We start from the raw sequence: 16,765 nt of genomic DNA, 5'->3' as shown, positions 1-16,765 counted from the left end.
TCCAGGCCCCAGTTTTTGTACATGCGCGCATGCAGAAAATACTGGTTGATGGCGGTCAGCTCGTTTTTCAGGGCTTTATTCAGATACCCAATGACTTGTTTGTCGCCTTGCATGAAGCGGGCCTCTTGTTCGGTTATTGTTCGGTACCGGCGCGGCCGGGAACAGCTAAATAAAAGTAGTGAGTCGGGTGACGTACTTCAACCCGGCACCGTCAGGGGTTTTTCAGGCGACCTGGCAGGCGTCGTCGAGTGCCGCCATCTCTTCGCGGGTCTGGCGGATCACCTGACGGGCGCACTGGGCACAACGGCCGCAGTTGCTGGCCACGCCGAGGTCCCGGCGCACGTCGGCGAGGGAGTCGGCGCCGTCGATGACGGCGTCGCGGATCTGGTTGTCGGTGACGCCTTTGCAGAGACAAACATACATTGCGTGATTCCTGCCGGGTAGTTAATCCTGTCTTCACTATATCTAAATGAGAATGATTGTCAATACTATTATTTGTCTGGTTTGTCCCTCTGCAAGGCAGCCGGGAGCCCTTGTCCGGTTCAATCCCTGGTGTGGTTACCAGTGCAGGGCGCGAAGCCGGGAAATTTTCTTGCGCTGATGGTTTTGCATGACTTTCAGCACGGCACTCAGTGAGCGCAGCGCATCGAGAATATAGGACCCCTTGTTCAGCATGACGCATTCCGCACGTACACTCATGGCGGCATCGGTAAACTCCGGGCGGGAGCGAACCCCGGTTTTGGCGATCGATTCCATGACCTGAGTTGCCCAGATAACCGGTACATGAGCGGCCTCGCATAGCCAGAGTATTTCTTCCTGTATTTCAGCCATACGCACGCTGCCCAGTTCAACGGCCAGATCGCCACGGGCGATCATCACCGCGAACGGGTGAGTGCTGAGCATGCTGGTGAAAAGGATATCAGGCAGATTTTTCACGGCATCCGTCGTTTCAATCTTGGCAACGACAGGTATGTCGCTCGAATTGCGACTGGCCAACTCGGCGATAAGTTCATGCATATCATCAGCTGTTTCGATAAAAGAAAAACCCACCATATCTGAATGCAGGCAGATGAAATCCAGATCCATTCTGTCTTTGGCGGTCAAAGAGGGCAGGTTGAGTCTCGTGCCGGGAAAGTTGAGGCCCTTGTCCGGTTTTAGTTTGGCGCCCGCGGGACCGGCCCGGGTGATACGCAGGATAAGGTAATCATCGAATTTCTGGATAACCCGGGCACCGATTTTACCGTCATCAAACCAGACAGGTGCGCCCGGTTCGAGAATATCGATGACTTCCGGTGCGGTGCAGCCGATGCTGGCCGGGGCCAGCAATTCGCCGTTTTCACCATATTCAGCCGGGTGGCCGTGATCTGATCGTTTGTGAAGCTGCAAAACGTCACCAGCATGCAGGCGAATGCTACCTGACAGATTATTGACTTCAGGATAGTGAAATGACTGCAGGGTTTTATAGGCGTCGCCGCTCAGGCGTTGCCATTCAATAACCGTGTTCGCCAGAAGACGAATATTTTTGTGCGCAAAACCAGATATGAAGTCAGGCTGCGTGATGGTGGCGATTGTCACATGACGCCGTTTGCCTTTGGCATCGACAAAACAAAGTCGATCATCTTCGGCGAGTTGACTGAAAATCGCGTCAGGCACGATAAAAGTGTTATGAATATCAGGTTCGCGGGTGGTTGGCTCATTTGCAAGCCTGACAGGCACAATGGCGAACTCCGCTCTTCCGCTGGCAGAAGATTTTCTGTTGTACCTGAAAACGGTCGAATCAGCTGCAGGCCTGATTTGTCCGGTACGGATTTTATGTCCGGCAAGGTCCATCAAAACCCGACACGGTGAGTGCAGCTCCCGGTTGGCCTGACGAACATGTTTAATCATCAATCGCCAGGTAAACAGATCATCATGCGCACAATTGATTCTGGCGATATTCATCCCTTCACGAATCAGATCATAGACAGCCCTGTAATCATGAGCCGTGTCACTGGATAAGGTGACCATGATCCGAGTCATTCGGTTAGCCGGTGATGCCCCCAGTGCCTGGTCTGAATTTTGATCCAGTATCTCGAAACCTTCCCTGAAGCCGGGCCACGGCAATCCGGGATCGAGTTGCAGTGGATCGCCAAGAATCTGTCCGAGAATATTGATGATATTGCTCAGATTGGCAAAGACATGGGCTTCGGCACGTCCGAGTGAGGAGAGCCCCGCTTCCGCCAGTTCTTCCTGCAGCGGTCGTAAATCGATTTCACGCAGGGCCAGATAGTGCGCCAGATTAACAATACTTTTATTAATCGTTTCCGGCGGCGCCGGGGCCGGCTGCTTCGCCAGCCGATAGGCACCGTGCTGGACTACATGGCGAGCAAGCCGATGGATCTGGTCCTGCAGGTGTTTCAGCTTGCTATAGTGATCGTCACGATATAATGATTCCATGTTGAAACCGTAACCGGGAATTTTGAAGCTAATATTGCAGTTTTATGACGGGCGGGTTTGACCGATTAAAGTCCGAGAAGATTAAGTGGCGCTTACTATGCCGAAAGTGAATATGACAACTCTGCTCACCATAAATGCTGAACCAATAAGGGAATGGTTAAAGGGAGGTGAGCTGGATGATGAGAAACAGATACACCGGGTTCGGGTATGTATAAAAAAACTCCGTTCGCTGTTGAAGCTGATTCGGGATTTATCCGACTCGGATATGCCGGTCACGACTATAAACGATCACCTCAAATCCATGAGCCAGTGTTTGTCGGGCCAACGGGACCATGATGTTGTCTGCGGGATCCTGCGCGCCAAAGTGGCGAAAGAAGAGGACGTTGCCCACAGAGAAAGCTTTGTTTTAATTCAGAGGCTTCTGGACCAGGCTTATCAAACGCCGGGTTCAGATCCGGCTCAGTTGCGGCGCTCAGGGCAGGTTGTTGTGGCGATGATTGAGGAGCTTCCATCGATCAGGCTGTCGAGAAAGAAATTAGCTGAATATCTATCTGCCAAAACAGGCAAGATATGTAAAAAAGGGCACAAGGCGCTGGATAAAGCGGACTGTGTTCAGTTACACAAGCTTAGAAAAAAGATAAAAACACTGTTTTATCAGGTCAGGATTCTGTCCGACGCTGGCTTTGATATGGATTTGCCGACAAAGAAACTCAAAAAGCTCGGTAACAGGCTGGGTAGAATTCATGATTATTGTGTGCTGGAAAAAATGCTCGGTGAATCAGGCATCAACAAATCAACAAGGGAGAAGATTCAGCCGGCGGATTGGCAGCGGGTGCAGGACTATATCGACGCTCAACGGCAGAAATATCTGACCCAATCGGACAAGTTGTATCGCAAATGGTGTCGCCAGCAAAACAGGGATGCCGGATAGGATTGACGCCAGTGTCGGGTCGCTCCCGGTCGATGCATCGAATCGGAATGCCGTTCTGCACCACAGGCATCGCCCCGCCAGAGGGTTACCCCGATGGCGAAATAGTAAACAGCCGCGTACAATACCGCACCCGATTCATAAGGCTTCAGGCACATGTTTTATCAGGATAAATTCGATGTCATCGTGGTCGGCGGCGGGCACGCCGGTACCGAGGCGGCGCTGGCCGCGGCCCGGGCCGGCGTGCGCACGCTGCTGCTGACCCACAACATCGAGACCCTGGGCCAGATGAGCTGCAACCCGGCCATTGGCGGTATCGGCAAGGGCCACCTGGTCAAGGAAGTGGACGCACTGGGCGGGCTGATGGCCCGCGCCACCGATCGGGCCGGGATCCAGTTCCGGATTCTCAACGCCAGCAAGGGGCCGGCGGTGCGCGCCACCCGCGCCCAGGCCGATCGGGCCCTGTACAAACAGGCAGTACGCCTGGAACTGGAGAATACCCCCAACCTGACGTTGTTCCAGCAGGCGGTGGAGGATCTGATTGTCGACGGCGATCGCGTGGTCGGGGTCGAGACCCAGATGGGATTGAAATTCGCCGCCCGGGCGGTGGTGCTGACCGTCGGCACCTTCCTGGGCGGGCGCATTCATATCGGCGAGTCCAATTATGAAGGTGGCCGCGCCGGCGATCCGCCGGCCAATGCGTTATCACGTCGTCTGCGTGAGCGACCCTTCACGGTCGACCGGCTCAAGACCGGCACCCCGCCGCGCCTCGACGGCAAGAGCATCGATTTTTCCCAACTGGAAGCCCAGCACGGCGACGATCCGGTGCCGGTTTTCTCGTATAGGGGGGAGGCCGCAGAGCATCCGGCGCAGGTGCCCTGCCATATCACCTATACCCGCGAGCAGACCCACGACATTATTCGTGGCGGACTGGATCGCTCGCCCATGTACAGCGGCGAGATCGAAGGCGTCGGGCCGCGTTACTGCCCGTCGATCGAGGACAAGGTGGTGCGCTTCGCGGATAAAAACGCCCACCAGGTGTTTGTCGAGCCCGAAGGCCTGAGCACCCACGAAGTCTATCCCAACGGGATCTCCACCAGTTTGCCCTTCGATGTGCAGCTGGCGCTGGTGCGCTCCATTGCCGGCTTTGAGAACGCCCACATTACCCGCCCCGGTTACGCCATCGAATACGACTACTTCGATCCGCGCGATCTCAAACCGGGTCTGGAAACCCAACATATGCCGGGGCTGTTTTTCGCCGGGCAGATCAACGGCACTACCGGTTACGAAGAGGCCGCTGCCCAGGGGCTGCTGGCCGGGATCAACGCGGCATTGCAGGTGCAGGACAAAGCGCCCTGGTGCCCGGCCCGCGATGAAGCCTATCTCGGCGTGCTGGTGGACGATCTCATTACCGCCGGTACCCAGGAGCCCTATCGCATGTTTACCAGTCGCGCCGAGTATCGGTTGATGCTGCGCGAGGATAATGCCGATCTGCGCCTGACTGAAAAAGGCCGCGAGCTCGGGTTGATTGACGATTCACGCTGGGCCGCGTTCGAACAAAAACGCGAGGCAGTCGAACAAGAGCTGCAGCGACTGCGTTCGACCTGGGTGCATCCGGAGAAGATCCCGACAGAAAAACAGGAACAGTTACTGGGCAAGAAACTCGCGCGCGAGGCAACCCTGCACGATCTGCTGCGCCGACCTGAAGTGCATTATGCCGATCTGGCCTTGCTGACGGGCGGCAGTGAGTGCGCCCTGGATCCGGTGGTCACCGAACAGGTGGAGATCCAGGCCAAGTACGCCGGTTACATCGAACGTCAGAAAGACGAGATCGCCCGCCAGCGCCGCCACGAAGAAACCGCCTTGCCGGGCGATATGGATTATTACGCGGTCAAGGGGCTGTCCGCCGAGGTCAGCGAGAAACTCAACCGGATTCGTCCGGCGACGGTTGGTCAGGCCGCGCGGATTTCCGGGGTGACACCGGCGGCGATCTCCCTGCTGCTGGTGCATCTGAAAAAACGCCAGCCCGGTGTGAAGGCGGCCAAAGCCCTGTAGTAAAACCGGCCTGAAAAGCGCATCCGGTCATGGGCAGCCTGGTCCGGAATCTTTACAATGGGAGCGGCAGACCGGGAGAGGGTCTGCGGCGAAGCCAGATCATCTCTGGTGCCCCCCGCCACATTCGGCTTCGCCATAACAACAATCAATCTGGAGGAGGAAATTCCATGAAACGTCTATCTGTCTTTATTCTGGGTCTGTGTTTGCTGCCGGTCGCCTGGGCCGGAGATGTGCCGGGACTCGTCGTCAAGCAAAGTCCGCACAGTGCGGCCGAAACCCTCGATCGGCTCGAGAACGTTCTGAAGAAAAAAGGGATCGGCATCGTTACCCGCTGGAACCATGCCGAAAAAGCCGCCGGAGTCGATATTCCGTTGCGCGATACCGAGCTGCTGCTGTTTGGCAATCCGGCGCTGGGCAGTCACATGTTCACCAGCCAGCAAACCGCCGGGATCGATCTGCCGATGAAGGCGCTGGCCTGGAAGGACGCCGACGGCCAGGTCTGGCTGGGTTATAACGATCCGCAGTACATCGCCGATCGCCACGGCATTAGCAACCGTTCCGAGATCATCGCCAAGATGCAGGGCGCGCTCGACAAGCTGAGCGACGCGGCCATCGCTCGCTAGCCCCGGAACGCCGCCAGTGGACAAGACACTGTCGGATCAGCTGTCGCGGCGGGTGGGAGAACTCCCCTTCTCCCTGCCGCCGCAGGCTGAACAAACGCTGCTGGACTTCATTGCCCTGCTGGAAAAATGGAACCACGCCTACAATCTGACGGCGGTGCGCCAGCCGACGCAGATGATTTCCCGTCACCTGATGGATTCGCTGGTGGTGATGCCCTATCTGCATGGCGAGCAGATTCTCGATGTGGGCAGCGGCGCCGGTCTGCCCGGCATTCCGCTGGCACTGGTCTGTCCCGAACGGCAGTTCACCCTGCTCGACAGTAACGGCAAAAAGGTCCGTTTTATGCGCCAGGCTGTGGCACAACTGGGGCTGGAAAATGTAACTGTGGTACATTCGCGGGTGGAGCAGTTCCAATCCTCATCGGGCTTCGATACTATCATTGCACGTGCCTATGCGACCCTCGGGGAACTGGTGCGAGGCGCGCGCCACCTGTGCCGGTCCGACGGCCGGTTTCTGATTATGAAAGGGGCCTACCCGGTGGCGGAGTTTGATGATCTGAGCGCAGAATTCGAACTGGAAACGAGCCATTCATTACACGTCCCCGGACTGGAAGCGGAGCGTCATCTGTTAGTGGTCCGGCATGTCGCCGGCCGGCAATAAGCCGGTATAGAGGGGGAATCAGATCATGGGCAGAACCATTGCCATTGCCAATCAAAAAGGCGGGGTCGGCAAGACCACCACCTGTATCAATCTGGCTGCCTCCCTGGCCGCGACCAAGCGCCGGATTCTGCTGGTGGATCTTGATCCGCAGGGCAACGCCACCATGGGCAGCGGGCTGGACAAAAGTAACCTGCCCCTGACGACCTGCGATCTGCTGCTGGACGAGGCGGGGGTCGAGCAGATCCTGCAGCGCCCCGAGGGCATCGGCTATGACGTGCTGCCGGCCAACAGCGATCTGACCGCGGCGGAAGTGGCGTTGATGAATAGCCCCGATCGTGAGCATAAATTACGCGATTGTCTGAAAAATGTACGAGAACAGTACGATTACATTCTGATCGACTGTCCGCCCTCGCTGAACATGCTGACGCTCAATGCGCTGGTGGCGGCCCAGTCGGTCATGATCCCGATGCAGTGCGAGTATTACGCGCTGGAAGGGTTGTCGGCCCTGCTCAATACCGTCGAAAGTATTCGCAGCAGCGTCAATCCGGAATTGAAAGTGGAAGGCCTGCTACGCACCATGTTCGATCCGCGTAACAATCTGGCCAACGATGTCTCCGGGCAGCTGATTTTCCATTTCCCGCAACAGGTCTATCGCACGGTCATCCCGCGCAATGTGCGCCTGGCCGAAGCGCCGAGTCACGGCCTGCCGGTGATCAATTACGACAAGAGCTCGCGCGGGGCGCTCGCCTACCTGGCGCTGGCCGGGGAGATCCTGCGCAAGGATCAGGGCGGACTGGGGACCCAGGAAGCCAATATACTGGGCGCGGGTGCCGGAGGAGCAGGTTAATCATGGCGAGTAAGAAACGCGGACTGGGTCGCGGACTGGATGCGTTGCTGGGGGCGGCCGCCTCGCCGCCGGTGCAAACGACCGCCGAAGAAGGCGAAGTAGCGCTGCCCGAACCCGATCAACATCCCCAGGGCGATCACCTGCGCATGCTGCCGGTGGATGTCATTCATAAAAGTCGCTATCAGCCGCGCCACGATTTTCCCGAGGAGACCCTGCAGGAGCTGGCCGACTCGATCCGTGCCCAGGGCGTGGTGCAACCGATCGTGGTGCGCCCGCACAGCCAGGCCGGTCACTTCGAACTGATCGCCGGCGAGCGCCGCTGGCGGGCCTCGCAACTGGCCGGATTGCACGAGATTCCGGCAGTGGTGCGCGATGTGCCGGATCAGGCCGCCATGGCCATGGGGCTGATCGAGAATATCCAGCGCGAGGAGCTCAATCCGGTCGAGGAGGCGATGGCCCTGCAGCGGCTGATCGAAGAGTTCGGCCTGACTCATCAGCAAACGGCCGATGCCGTCGGGCGCTCGCGGGCCTCCGTGTCCAATCTGTTGCGCCTGTTGAGTCTGGAGCCGGCGGTGAAGGAGTTGCTGGAAGCCGAAAATCTGGAAATGGGCCATGCCCGGGCCTTGCTGGCCCTGCAGGGTGGCGCCCAGATCGAGGCGGCCCGGCAGGTCGCCCAGCGCGGTCTGTCGGTGCGCGAAACAGAGAACCTGGTGCGCAAGTTGTCCCAGCCGGCCAAACCGAAAAAAGCGGCCCAGGGCAAGGATCCGGATATTCGCCGTTTCGAGGAAGACCTGTCGGAAAAACTGGGCGCCAGGGTCCAGATCCAGTCCGATAATAAAGGCAAGGGCAAGCTGATCATTCAGTACAATAGTATTGATGAGCTGGACGGCATCCTGGCTCATATTAAATAGTGATTGGGGCTATACCGGTTTCGCTATACCTCCCGTTAGCCATTGAAAGTAAACCGTTTTTGTGAAAAAGCGGATAAGTTGTGATGATGTGCCCATCATTGACCCTGTCGGGTCGACCCCATATACTACGCGCCCCTGATACCTGAGGTTCCGCTCGGAGGGCAGGCACCAAGTGACCAACTTCGGCATGCCCAATGCGGCGAAGATTGCCTTCCGACGCACACTCCTGAGGTTGATCCTGATTCAGGTGGTGCTGAGTACCGCAGCCGCGATCGTGATTTTCCTGAATAAGGGAACGGATTTAGGTCTGGCGACGCTGTATGGCGGCGCGGTAGGGATCGCCGGTGCCCTGGTAGGTGCGTGGCGCATCAGCCTGGCGACCGAGGACGATGATGCGGGCATGGCGAACAACGTGCTGCGTATGGCCGAATTCTACAAGGCCACCCTGTTTCGCCTGATTACCATTGTTGCCTTGCTGGTGCTGGGCATGGTGGTTCTGGAGCTCGAAGCCGCGGGGATATTGATCGGTTTCATCGCCGCCCAGCTCGGCTACTTTTTTGCCCGCCCGTTACGCGCCCGATAGCCCGGCGCGGCGGCGGAGAACAGTTTTCGTAATAAAAATTTGGGTCTGACACAACCATGGCAAGCGAAACGACGACTTCGAAAGAGTATATACAGCATCACTTGCAGAACTGGACCTATGGCCAGCATCCCGACGGCAGCTGGGGCTTTGCCCACAGCGCGGCCGAAGCGAAAGAGATGGGTTTCTGGGCAATTCATGTCGATACCATGCTCTGGTCCATCCTGCTGGGCGTGCTGTTTCTGTGGCTGTTCCGCAAGGCGGCCAAAACCGCCAGTGCCGAAACGCCGCGCCCCTGGCAGAACTTTGTCGAATGGATTGCCGAGTTTATCGATACCAGTGTACGCGGTTCCTTCCACGGCAAGGATAAGCTGGTTGCGCCGCTGGCACTGACTATCTTTATCTGGATCTTTTTGATGAACCTGATGGATCTGGTACCGGTCGACTGGCTGCCCTCGCTGGCCGGCTGGGTCGGTTCCACCTTCTTCGGTGCCGATCCGCATCATGTTTACTTCAAGGTGGTTTCCACCACCGATCCGAATGCCACCTTCGGTATGGCTTTGGCGGTGTTCTATCTGATTCTGCACTACAGCATCGTTAACAAGGGCGTGACCGGGTTTGTGGGTGAGCTGACCATGATGCCGTTCCAGTCCAAGAATCCGGTGGTGCAGGCGCTGTTTATCCCCGTCAACTTCGTGCTGGAATTCGTCTCGCTGATTTCCAAGCCGATTTCACTGGCACTGCGACTGTTCGGCAACATGTACGCGGGTGAAATGATCTTTATCCTGATCGCGCTGATGTACAGCGGCGGTCTGGCAATGGGCATTTTTGGCGGCTTCCTGCAATTGGGTTGGGCCATTTTCCATATCCTGATCATTACGCTGCAGGCGTTCATCTTCATGACCCTGACCATCGTATATCTGGATATGGCACAGTCGGAACACTGACATAAACCAGTTTTAATTTTTTATTATTTAACGTTTAAAGCTACAGGAGAAAACAATGGAACAAGCTCTGTTATACATCGCAGGTTCTCTGATGTTGGGTCTGGGTGCACTGGGTGCCGCGGTTGGTATCGGCATTCTGGGCGGTCGTTTCCTTGAAGGTGCTGCCCGTCAGCCTGAACTGATTCCGATGCTGCGTACCCAGTTCTTCATCGTTATGGGTCTGACCGACGCGGTTCCGATGATCGCCGTGGGTATTGCCCTGTATATTCTGTTCGCCGTTGCTGCCTAAGTTTAAGAATAGTCGAGTAACTGAAACAGACATTCGAACTAATCAACCAAGGTTCTGGCGATGAATATCAATTTAACTCTCATAGGCCAAACGATTACGTTCATCGTGTTCGTGTGGTTCTGCATGAAATTTGTGTGGCCGCCGATCATGAACGCGCTGAACGAGCGCAAGAAAAAGATAGCCGATGGCCTTGCCGCGGCCGAGCGCGGCGCGCATGAGAAAGAGCTGGCTGAAAAGAAGGCGGCAGAAGTTTTGCACGAAGCCAAACAGCAGGCTCAGGACATTATCAACCAGGCTCAGAAGCGTGCTTCCGAGGTTGTTGAAGAGTCCAAAGAGACCGCGCGCAGCGAAAGCGAACGCATCATTGCAACGGCCCAGGCCGAAATCGAACAGGAAGTTAACCGCGCCCGCGAAGAACTGCGTGGTCAGGTGGCTTCACTGGCGGTTGCCGGCGCCGGCAAGATTCTCAAGCGCGAGATCGATGCCAAGGCCAACGAAGATCTGCTCAAGGATCTGGTGGCGCAAATTTAGGGGTCTGACATATGGCAGAGAAAAGCACCATTGCACGTCCCTATGCGCAAGCCGCGTTCGATCTGGCAAAGCAGCAGGGCAAATTAAAAGAATGGTCCGACATGCTGCAGTGGCTGGCCGCCGTGGCGGCGGATGATGCCGCGATGGATCTGGTCGGCAACCCGGAAGTGAGCAAGGACGCGAAGGTCAAGCTGTTTGTCGATATCTGTGGTGACAAGCTCACCGCTGACGGCAGCAACCTGCTCAAGGTTCTGGCGGAGAACAAACGCCTGGACGTGCTTCCGGAAATTGCCGAACAGTTCGAAGAACAGCGCGCAGAAGCAGAAAAGACGGTTGAAGCGGAAGTGACGACTCCCTATCCGCTCTCTGATGATCAGCAGCAGGCTATGGTCGCTGCCCTGAAAAACCGTCTGGGTCGTGAAGTGACACTGGTGAACAAGACCGACGAGTCACTCATAGGTGGTGCGATAATCCGTGCCGGAGACCTGGTCATTGATGCTTCTGTCACAGGTCAGCTAGAGCGGCTGACTAACACACTGATGCATTAAGGCTTTCAAAAGGATATCAATCATGCAACTGAATCCATCTGAAATCAGCGACCTGATCAAGAAGCGCATCGAAGGTTTCGAAGCCGCTTCTGAAGCTCGCAACGAAGGTACCGTCGTGGCTCTGGCCGACGGCGTGGTCCGCATTCACGGTCTCGACGACGTCATGGCGGGCGAAATGATCGAGTTTCCCGGCAACACCTTTGGTATGGCGCTCAACCTCGAGCGCGATTCCGTCGGTGCGGTAATCCTCGGTGACTACGAACATCTTACGGAAGGCGACAAGGTCAAATGTACCGGTCGTATCCTCGAAGTGCCGACCGGCGAGTCCCTGCTGGGACGTGTTGTTGACGCGCTGGGGAATCCTATCGACGGCAAGGGCCCGATCGAAGATGCCGTTTCCGCCCCGGTCGAAAAGGTTGCTCCGGGTGTTTACTGGCGTAAGTCGGTTGACCAGCCGGTTCAGACCGGTCTGAAATCCATCGACGCGATGGTCCCGGTCGGCCGTGGTCAGCGTGAGCTGATCATCGGTGACCGTCAGACGGGTAAAACCGCCGTGGCCATCGACGCCATCATCAACCAGAAGGGCACCGGCGTGAAATGTATCTACGTCGCTGTCGGTCAGAAGCAATCTTCCGTGGCCAGCGTGGTACGCAAGCTGGAAGAACACGGTGCCATGGACCACACTATCGTGGTTGCCGCCGGTGCCTCCGAATCCGCGGCCATGCAGTTTCTGGCCCCGTATGCCGGTTGCTCCATGGGTGAATACTTCCGTGACCGTGGCGAAGACGCCCTGATCATTTACGACGATCTGACCAAACAGGCCTGGGGTTATCGCCAGGTGTCTCTGTTGCTGCGTCGTCCGCCAGGTCGTGAAGCTTATCCGGGTGATGTTTTCTATCTGCATTCCCGTCTGCTGGAGCGTTCCGCGCGGGTTAACGAGGAATTCGTTGAAAAGGCCACCAACGGTGAAGTTAAAGGCAAGACCGGTTCATTGACCGCCCTGCCGATTATCGAAACCCAGGCCGGTGACGTTTCCGCGTTCGTACCGACCAACGTTATCTCCATCACCGACGGTCAGATCTTCCTGGAATCGGACCTGTTCAACGCCGGTATCCGCCCGGCTATTAACGCCGGTCTGTCGGTATCCCGTGTAGGTGGTGCGGCCCAGACCAAGATCGTCAAGAAACTTGGTGGCGGTGTGCGTCTGATGCTGGCCCAGTATCGTGAGCTGGCGGCCTTTGCCCAGTTTGCTTCGGATCTGGACGAATCCACACGCAAGCAGATTGAACGTGGTCAACGTGTTACCGAACTGATGAAGCAGAAGCAGTATGCGCCGATGAGCGTGGCCGAACAGGCATTTTCGCTGTTCGCGGCCAACGAAGGCTTCCTGGACGACGTCGATGTGAAGAAGATCGTCGACTTCGAAAACGCCATGCAGGCGTATCTCAAGTCCAACCAGGCGGACCTGCTCAAGCAGATCAACGACAGTGGTGACTACAACGACGAGATTGCGGCTTCCATGAAGGATGCAGTCGAGAAATTCAAAGCCACCAGTACCTGGTAAGCGGGGTTATCGCAATGGCGAGCGGCAAAGAAATACGCACTCAGATCAACAGCGTTAAAAATACGCAGAAGATCACCAGCGCCATGGAAATGGTGGCGGCGAGCAAGATGCGCAAGGCCCAGGATCGGATGTCCAGCTCACGTCCCTACGCGGACAAGATGCGGGGTGTTATCGATCATCTGGCCTTCGCTCATCCCGAGTATCACCATCCGTATCTGCAGGAGCGCGAGGTCAAGCGCGTCGGCTATATCATCATTTCATCCGACCGTGGTCTGTGCGGTGGTCTGAACAACAACATGTTCAAGGCCGTGCTCAACGACATGAAGCAGTGGCAGGAACAGAATGTCGATATGGACTTCTGCACCATTGGCCAAAAATCGCTGGCGTTCTTCAAGCGGCTGACCGGCAACATCAAGGCGCAGACCACCCATCTGGGTGACGCGCCGTCACTGACCGATGTCATCGGTACCGTCAAGGTGATGCTGGATGCCTACGATAACGGCGAAATCGATCGCCTGTTCGTGGTCTATAACCGTTTCGTCAACACCATGACCCAGCAGCCGACGATTGAACAGTTGCTGCCGGTGGCCTCCGCCGAGAAGAACGAAGAGCTCGAATACCACTGGGATTACATTTACGAACCGGATGCCAAGGAAGTTCTGGATGGCCTGCTGGTGCGTTACATCGAATCCCAGGTTTATCAAGGCGTGGTAGAGAACGTCGCCTGCGAAATGGCAGCCCGGATGGTCGCCATGAAGGCCGCTTCCGACAATGCCGGCAACCTGATTGATGACCTGCAGCTGGCCTACAACAAGGCACGCCAGGCCGCCATCACCCAGGAGCTGTCCGAAATCGTCTCGGGCGCCGCGGCGGTATAACCGATTTCAAGCAAAGTTACAGGGGAACTGACAATGAGTTCTGGAAAAATCGTACAAATCATCGGCGCGGTCATCGACGTGGAATTCCCGCGTGACCGGATGCCGAAAGTGTATGACGCACTGACCGTCGAAGAGACCGGTCTGACTCTCGAAGTCCAGCAGCAGCTGGGTGACGGCGTGGTTCGTACCATCGCAATGGGCAGCTCGGAAGGGATCAAGCGTGAAACCGCGGTGACCAATACCGGCGCGCCGATCACCGTACCGGTAGGCACCAAGACGCTGGGTCGAATCATGGACGTGCTGGGTAACCCGGTGGACGAACAGGGTCCGATCGGCGCCGACGATTCCATGCCGATTCATCGCAAGCCGCCGACCTATGCCGAGCAGGCGACCGGGATTGAGATTTTCGAAACCGGGATCAAGGTTATCGACCTGGTCATGCCCATCGCCAAGGGTGGCAAGATCGGGCTGTTCGGGGGCGCGGGTGTCGGCAAGACCGTTACTCTGATGGAGCTGATTCGTAACATCGCCATGGAGCACAGCGGTTATTCCGTGTTCGCGGGTGTCGGTGAACGTACTCGTGAGGGTAACGACTTCTATCACGAAATGACCGAATCGGGCGTACTCGACAAGGTTGCCCTGGTTTACGGACAGATGAACGAACCGCCGGGTAACCGCCTGCGTGTTGCCCTGACCGGTCTGACCATGGCCGAGTACTTCCGTGACGAAGGCCGTGACGTGCTGATGTTTATCGATAACATCTACCGTTACACCCTGGCCGGGACCGAAGTCTCCGCCCTGCTGGGCCGTATGCCTTCCGCGGTGGGCTATCAGCCGACCCTGGCCGAGGAAATGGGTGTGCTGCAGGAGCGTATTACCTCCACCAAGACCGGTTCCATCACTTCGTTCCAGGCCGTTTACGTCCCCGCGGACGATTTGACCGACCCGTCTCCGGCGACCACCTTCTCGCATCTGGATGCGACCCTGGTACTCTCCCGTCAGATCGCCGAGCTGGGTATCTACCCGGCGGTGGATCCGCTCGACTCCACCTCCCGTCAGCTGGATCCGCTGGTCGTGGGTGAAGAGCACTACGACGTGGCCCGTTCGGTTCAGGGTACCCTGCAGCGCTACAAGGAGCTGAAGGACATCATCGCCATCCTCGGGATGGACGAACTGTCTGAAGAAGACAAACTGGCCGTCTCCCGCGCGCGTAAAATCCAGCGCTACCTGTCGCAGCCGTTCTTCGTGGCGGAAGTATTCACCGGCGCACCCGGTAAATACGTTTCCCTGAAAGACACCATCCGTGGCTTCAAGGGCATTGTTGAAGGTGAGTACGACAACATCCCGGAACAGGCCTTCTACATGGTGGGTACCATCGAGGAAGCCCTGGAGAAAGCCAAGTCCCTGTAATCGGGCGAGGAGTTAAAACATGGCCATGACCATGCATCTTGACATCGTAAGTGCCGAAGCGGAGATCTTCTCCGGGACGGCCGAAATCGTGGTGGCGCCAGCCAGCACCGGTGAGGTGGGAATCTATCCCCGCCATACCCAGCTGCTGTCTCCCCTCAAGCCCGGCGAAGTCCGCGTGACAATGCCGGGTGGCGAGGAGGAAAGCTTCTACGTCTCCGGCGGAATCCTCGAGGTTCAGCCGCATCACGTGACCGTGCTGTCGGATACCGCCGTGCGGGCTCATGATCTGGATGAGGCGGCGGCCCTGGAAGCCAAGCAGGCGGCCGAGCAGGAGCTGAAGGATCGCAGCGGCGAAATGGAGCTGGCCGAAGCCCAGGCCAAACTGGCCGAGGCGGTCGCCCAGCTGCAGACAATCCAGAAGATGCGCAAGAAACGCTGATCGTCACCCGACAATGGATGTGTCAGAGCAAAGGGGCAGTTGTTATACTGCCCCTTTCTTATTTGGGGGTTGCACCGCAGAAATGTCACGCAGGCTCATGCCAGCGTGACCTACAGGATTAGCCAGAATATAAAGTGAGTAGGCCGGACTGAGCGTAGCGGTGTCCGGCAATGTCGGGATAATGCCCGATACCGCTGCACTATATCGGGCCTACAGGCTAAAAGGTGTGTAGAGGCGTAGGTCAGGTTGCGCGCAGCGCTACCTGGCATTCTGCCGCAGTCGCCCATGCAATCAGGATCAAGAGAAGGTGTCATGGCTGAAGAACGGGTGGAAAAGAACAAAATCGTGACCTTTGTTTACACGATTACCGACGAGAACGGCGAGGTTCTCGAACAGTCCGATGTGCCCAACGACTATCTGCACGACCAGGACGAGCGGATGTTTCCCAAGGTGATCCAGGCACTGGAAGGCCACCAGGTCGGCGATGTGGTCAAGGTGACCCTGACTCCGGAAGAGGGCTTCGGGCATTATGACCCGTCTCTGACCTTTGCCGATGATCTGAAGAACGTGCCCAAAGAGTATCAGCGGCTCGGCGCCGAGGCCGAGTTCCGGGACGATGCGGGCCAGGCCGTCACGATGCGGGTCACCAAAATCGAGGACGGACGGATCGAACTGGACGGCAACCCGCCCTTTGTCGACCAGACCGTCGTGTTTATTATCAATATCCTCGGGATCCGCGATTCGACCGCGCAGGAAGTCGGCAGCGGTCAGCCGATGGAGGAAGAACAAACAACGAAGCCGACACTGCATTGATCCGGTCAACTCGCTACAATCTCCCTCATGGCCAAATCTGAATTGAATATCCTCATCCTTGCCGCCGGGCAGGGGACCCGCATGCGCTCAAAGCTGCCCAAGGTGCTGCATCCGCTGGCCGGGCGGCCGATGCTGCAGCATGTGATCGACACGGCCCGTGAGCTGCGCCCGCACCGGCTGGGCGTCATCTACGGCCACGGCGGCGAACAGGTCCCGCAGCAAATGGCTGATGAGTCCATCGAATGGATCCAGCAGGCGGAACAACTTGGCACCGGCCATGCCGTGATGCAGGCCCTGCCGCAGGTGGC

22 protein-coding genes are annotated in these 16,765 nt (G+C 57.3%); 19 read left to right on the top strand and 3 right to left on the bottom strand.

The features are described 5' to 3' along the window. The 3 genes from RI563_RS08375 to RI563_RS08365 form a co-directional block, all read right to left on the bottom strand. Positions 1 to 113: bacterioferritin (locus RI563_RS08375; RefSeq protein WP_310693919.1), on the bottom strand; the 113-nt coding region annotated here is incomplete at its 3' end. A 109-nt stretch (positions 114 to 222) separates the two neighbouring features. Continuing rightward, complete coding sequence (locus RI563_RS08370; protein WP_310693918.1) at positions 223 to 423, bottom strand: (2Fe-2S)-binding protein; 201 nt, start codon at positions 421 to 423, stop codon at positions 223 to 225. A 135-nt stretch (positions 424 to 558) separates the two neighbouring features. Further along, a complete protein-coding gene (locus RI563_RS08365) occupies positions 559 to 2,019 on the bottom strand; it encodes a pyruvate kinase (RefSeq protein ID WP_310693917.1) in 1,461 nt (486 codons plus the stop codon). 39 nt (positions 2,020 to 2,058) lie between these two features. Between RI563_RS08365 and RI563_RS08360 the strand changes: the two genes are divergently transcribed. The 19 genes from RI563_RS08360 to RI563_RS08270 all read left to right on the top strand — a co-directional run. Then, entirely contained in the window at positions 2,059 to 2,202 is a 144-nt protein-coding gene (locus RI563_RS08360; RefSeq protein WP_310693916.1) for a hypothetical protein, read from the top strand. Between the two features lie 66 nt (positions 2,203 to 2,268). Further along, positions 2,269 to 2,427 carry a hypothetical protein gene (locus tag RI563_RS08355; protein WP_310693915.1) on the top strand — a complete coding sequence of 53 codons (159 nt, stop codon included), beginning with the start codon at positions 2,269 to 2,271 and terminating at the stop codon, positions 2,425 to 2,427. A 121-nt stretch (positions 2,428 to 2,548) separates the two neighbouring features. Next, on the top strand, positions 2,549 to 3,367 hold the full coding sequence (locus RI563_RS08350) for a CHAD domain-containing protein (protein WP_310693914.1): 819 nt from the start codon (positions 2,549 to 2,551) through the stop codon (positions 3,365 to 3,367). 153 nt (positions 3,368 to 3,520) lie between these two features. Next, positions 3,521 to 5,419 carry a tRNA uridine-5-carboxymethylaminomethyl(34) synthesis enzyme MnmG gene (mnmG, locus tag RI563_RS08345; protein WP_310693913.1) on the top strand — a complete coding sequence of 633 codons (1,899 nt, stop codon included), beginning with the start codon at positions 3,521 to 3,523 and terminating at the stop codon, positions 5,417 to 5,419. 167 nt (positions 5,420 to 5,586) lie between these two features. Further along, positions 5,587 to 6,042, top strand: coding sequence for a DUF302 domain-containing protein (locus tag RI563_RS08340; RefSeq protein WP_310693912.1), 456 nt, complete (start codon positions 5,587 to 5,589; stop codon positions 6,040 to 6,042). Positions 6,043 to 6,058: 16 nt separating this feature from the next. Next, positions 6,059 to 6,700 carry a 16S rRNA (guanine(527)-N(7))-methyltransferase RsmG gene (gene rsmG, locus RI563_RS08335; protein WP_310693911.1) on the top strand — a complete coding sequence of 214 codons (642 nt, stop codon included), beginning with the start codon at positions 6,059 to 6,061 and terminating at the stop codon, positions 6,698 to 6,700. Positions 6,701 to 6,725: 25 nt separating this feature from the next. Further along, positions 6,726 to 7,547 carry a ParA family protein gene (locus RI563_RS08330; protein WP_310693910.1) on the top strand — a complete coding sequence of 274 codons (822 nt, stop codon included), beginning with the start codon at positions 6,726 to 6,728 and terminating at the stop codon, positions 7,545 to 7,547. A gap of 2 nt (positions 7,548 to 7,549) precedes the next feature. Further along, a complete protein-coding gene (locus RI563_RS08325) occupies positions 7,550 to 8,458 on the top strand; it encodes a ParB/RepB/Spo0J family partition protein (protein WP_310693909.1) in 909 nt (302 codons plus the stop codon). A gap of 172 nt (positions 8,459 to 8,630) precedes the next feature. After that, positions 8,631 to 9,041, top strand: a complete 411-nt coding sequence (locus RI563_RS08320) for an ATP synthase subunit I (RefSeq protein ID WP_310693908.1) — start codon at positions 8,631 to 8,633, stop codon at positions 9,039 to 9,041. Positions 9,042 to 9,097: 56 nt separating this feature from the next. After that, the gene (gene atpB / locus RI563_RS08315; protein ID WP_310693907.1) at positions 9,098 to 9,985 is read left to right on the top strand and encodes a F0F1 ATP synthase subunit A; all 888 of its coding nucleotides are present in this window, start codon (positions 9,098 to 9,100) and stop codon (positions 9,983 to 9,985) included. A gap of 55 nt (positions 9,986 to 10,040) precedes the next feature. Further along, positions 10,041 to 10,274 carry a F0F1 ATP synthase subunit C gene (gene atpE, locus RI563_RS08310; protein ID WP_310693906.1) on the top strand — a complete coding sequence of 78 codons (234 nt, stop codon included), beginning with the start codon at positions 10,041 to 10,043 and terminating at the stop codon, positions 10,272 to 10,274. A gap of 60 nt (positions 10,275 to 10,334) precedes the next feature. Further along, positions 10,335 to 10,805: a F0F1 ATP synthase subunit B gene (locus RI563_RS08305; RefSeq protein WP_310693905.1), complete on the top strand. Its 471-nt coding sequence runs from the start codon at positions 10,335 to 10,337 to the stop codon at positions 10,803 to 10,805. A gap of 11 nt (positions 10,806 to 10,816) precedes the next feature. Next, positions 10,817 to 11,353 carry a F0F1 ATP synthase subunit delta gene (locus RI563_RS08300; RefSeq protein WP_310693904.1) on the top strand — a complete coding sequence of 179 codons (537 nt, stop codon included), beginning with the start codon at positions 10,817 to 10,819 and terminating at the stop codon, positions 11,351 to 11,353. Between the two features lie 22 nt (positions 11,354 to 11,375). Next, the gene (atpA, locus tag RI563_RS08295) at positions 11,376 to 12,917 is read left to right on the top strand and encodes a F0F1 ATP synthase subunit alpha (protein ID WP_310693903.1); all 1,542 of its coding nucleotides are present in this window, start codon (positions 11,376 to 11,378) and stop codon (positions 12,915 to 12,917) included. A gap of 14 nt (positions 12,918 to 12,931) precedes the next feature. Further along, positions 12,932 to 13,795, top strand: coding sequence for a F0F1 ATP synthase subunit gamma (atpG, locus tag RI563_RS08290; RefSeq protein WP_310693902.1), 864 nt, complete (start codon positions 12,932 to 12,934; stop codon positions 13,793 to 13,795). A gap of 33 nt (positions 13,796 to 13,828) precedes the next feature. Then, entirely contained in the window at positions 13,829 to 15,205 is a 1,377-nt protein-coding gene (gene atpD / locus RI563_RS08285; RefSeq protein ID WP_310693901.1) for a F0F1 ATP synthase subunit beta, read from the top strand. Between the two features lie 19 nt (positions 15,206 to 15,224). Continuing rightward, the gene (locus RI563_RS08280; RefSeq protein ID WP_310693900.1) at positions 15,225 to 15,644 is read left to right on the top strand and encodes a F0F1 ATP synthase subunit epsilon; all 420 of its coding nucleotides are present in this window, start codon (positions 15,225 to 15,227) and stop codon (positions 15,642 to 15,644) included. A gap of 312 nt (positions 15,645 to 15,956) precedes the next feature. Continuing rightward, positions 15,957 to 16,457, top strand: coding sequence for a peptidylprolyl isomerase (locus RI563_RS08275; protein ID WP_310693899.1), 501 nt, complete (start codon positions 15,957 to 15,959; stop codon positions 16,455 to 16,457). Between the two features lie 27 nt (positions 16,458 to 16,484). Further along, the coding region (locus RI563_RS08270) for an NTP transferase domain-containing protein (protein ID WP_310693898.1) at positions 16,485 to 16,765 on the top strand (281 nt) is incomplete at its 3' end.

The sequence above is a fragment of the Thiohalophilus sp. genome (assembly GCF_031581315.1).
Classification (GTDB): Bacteria; Pseudomonadota; Gammaproteobacteria; order UBA6429; family Thiohalophilaceae; genus Thiohalophilus.
This window is presented reverse-complemented; position numbering and strand designations above follow the sequence as displayed.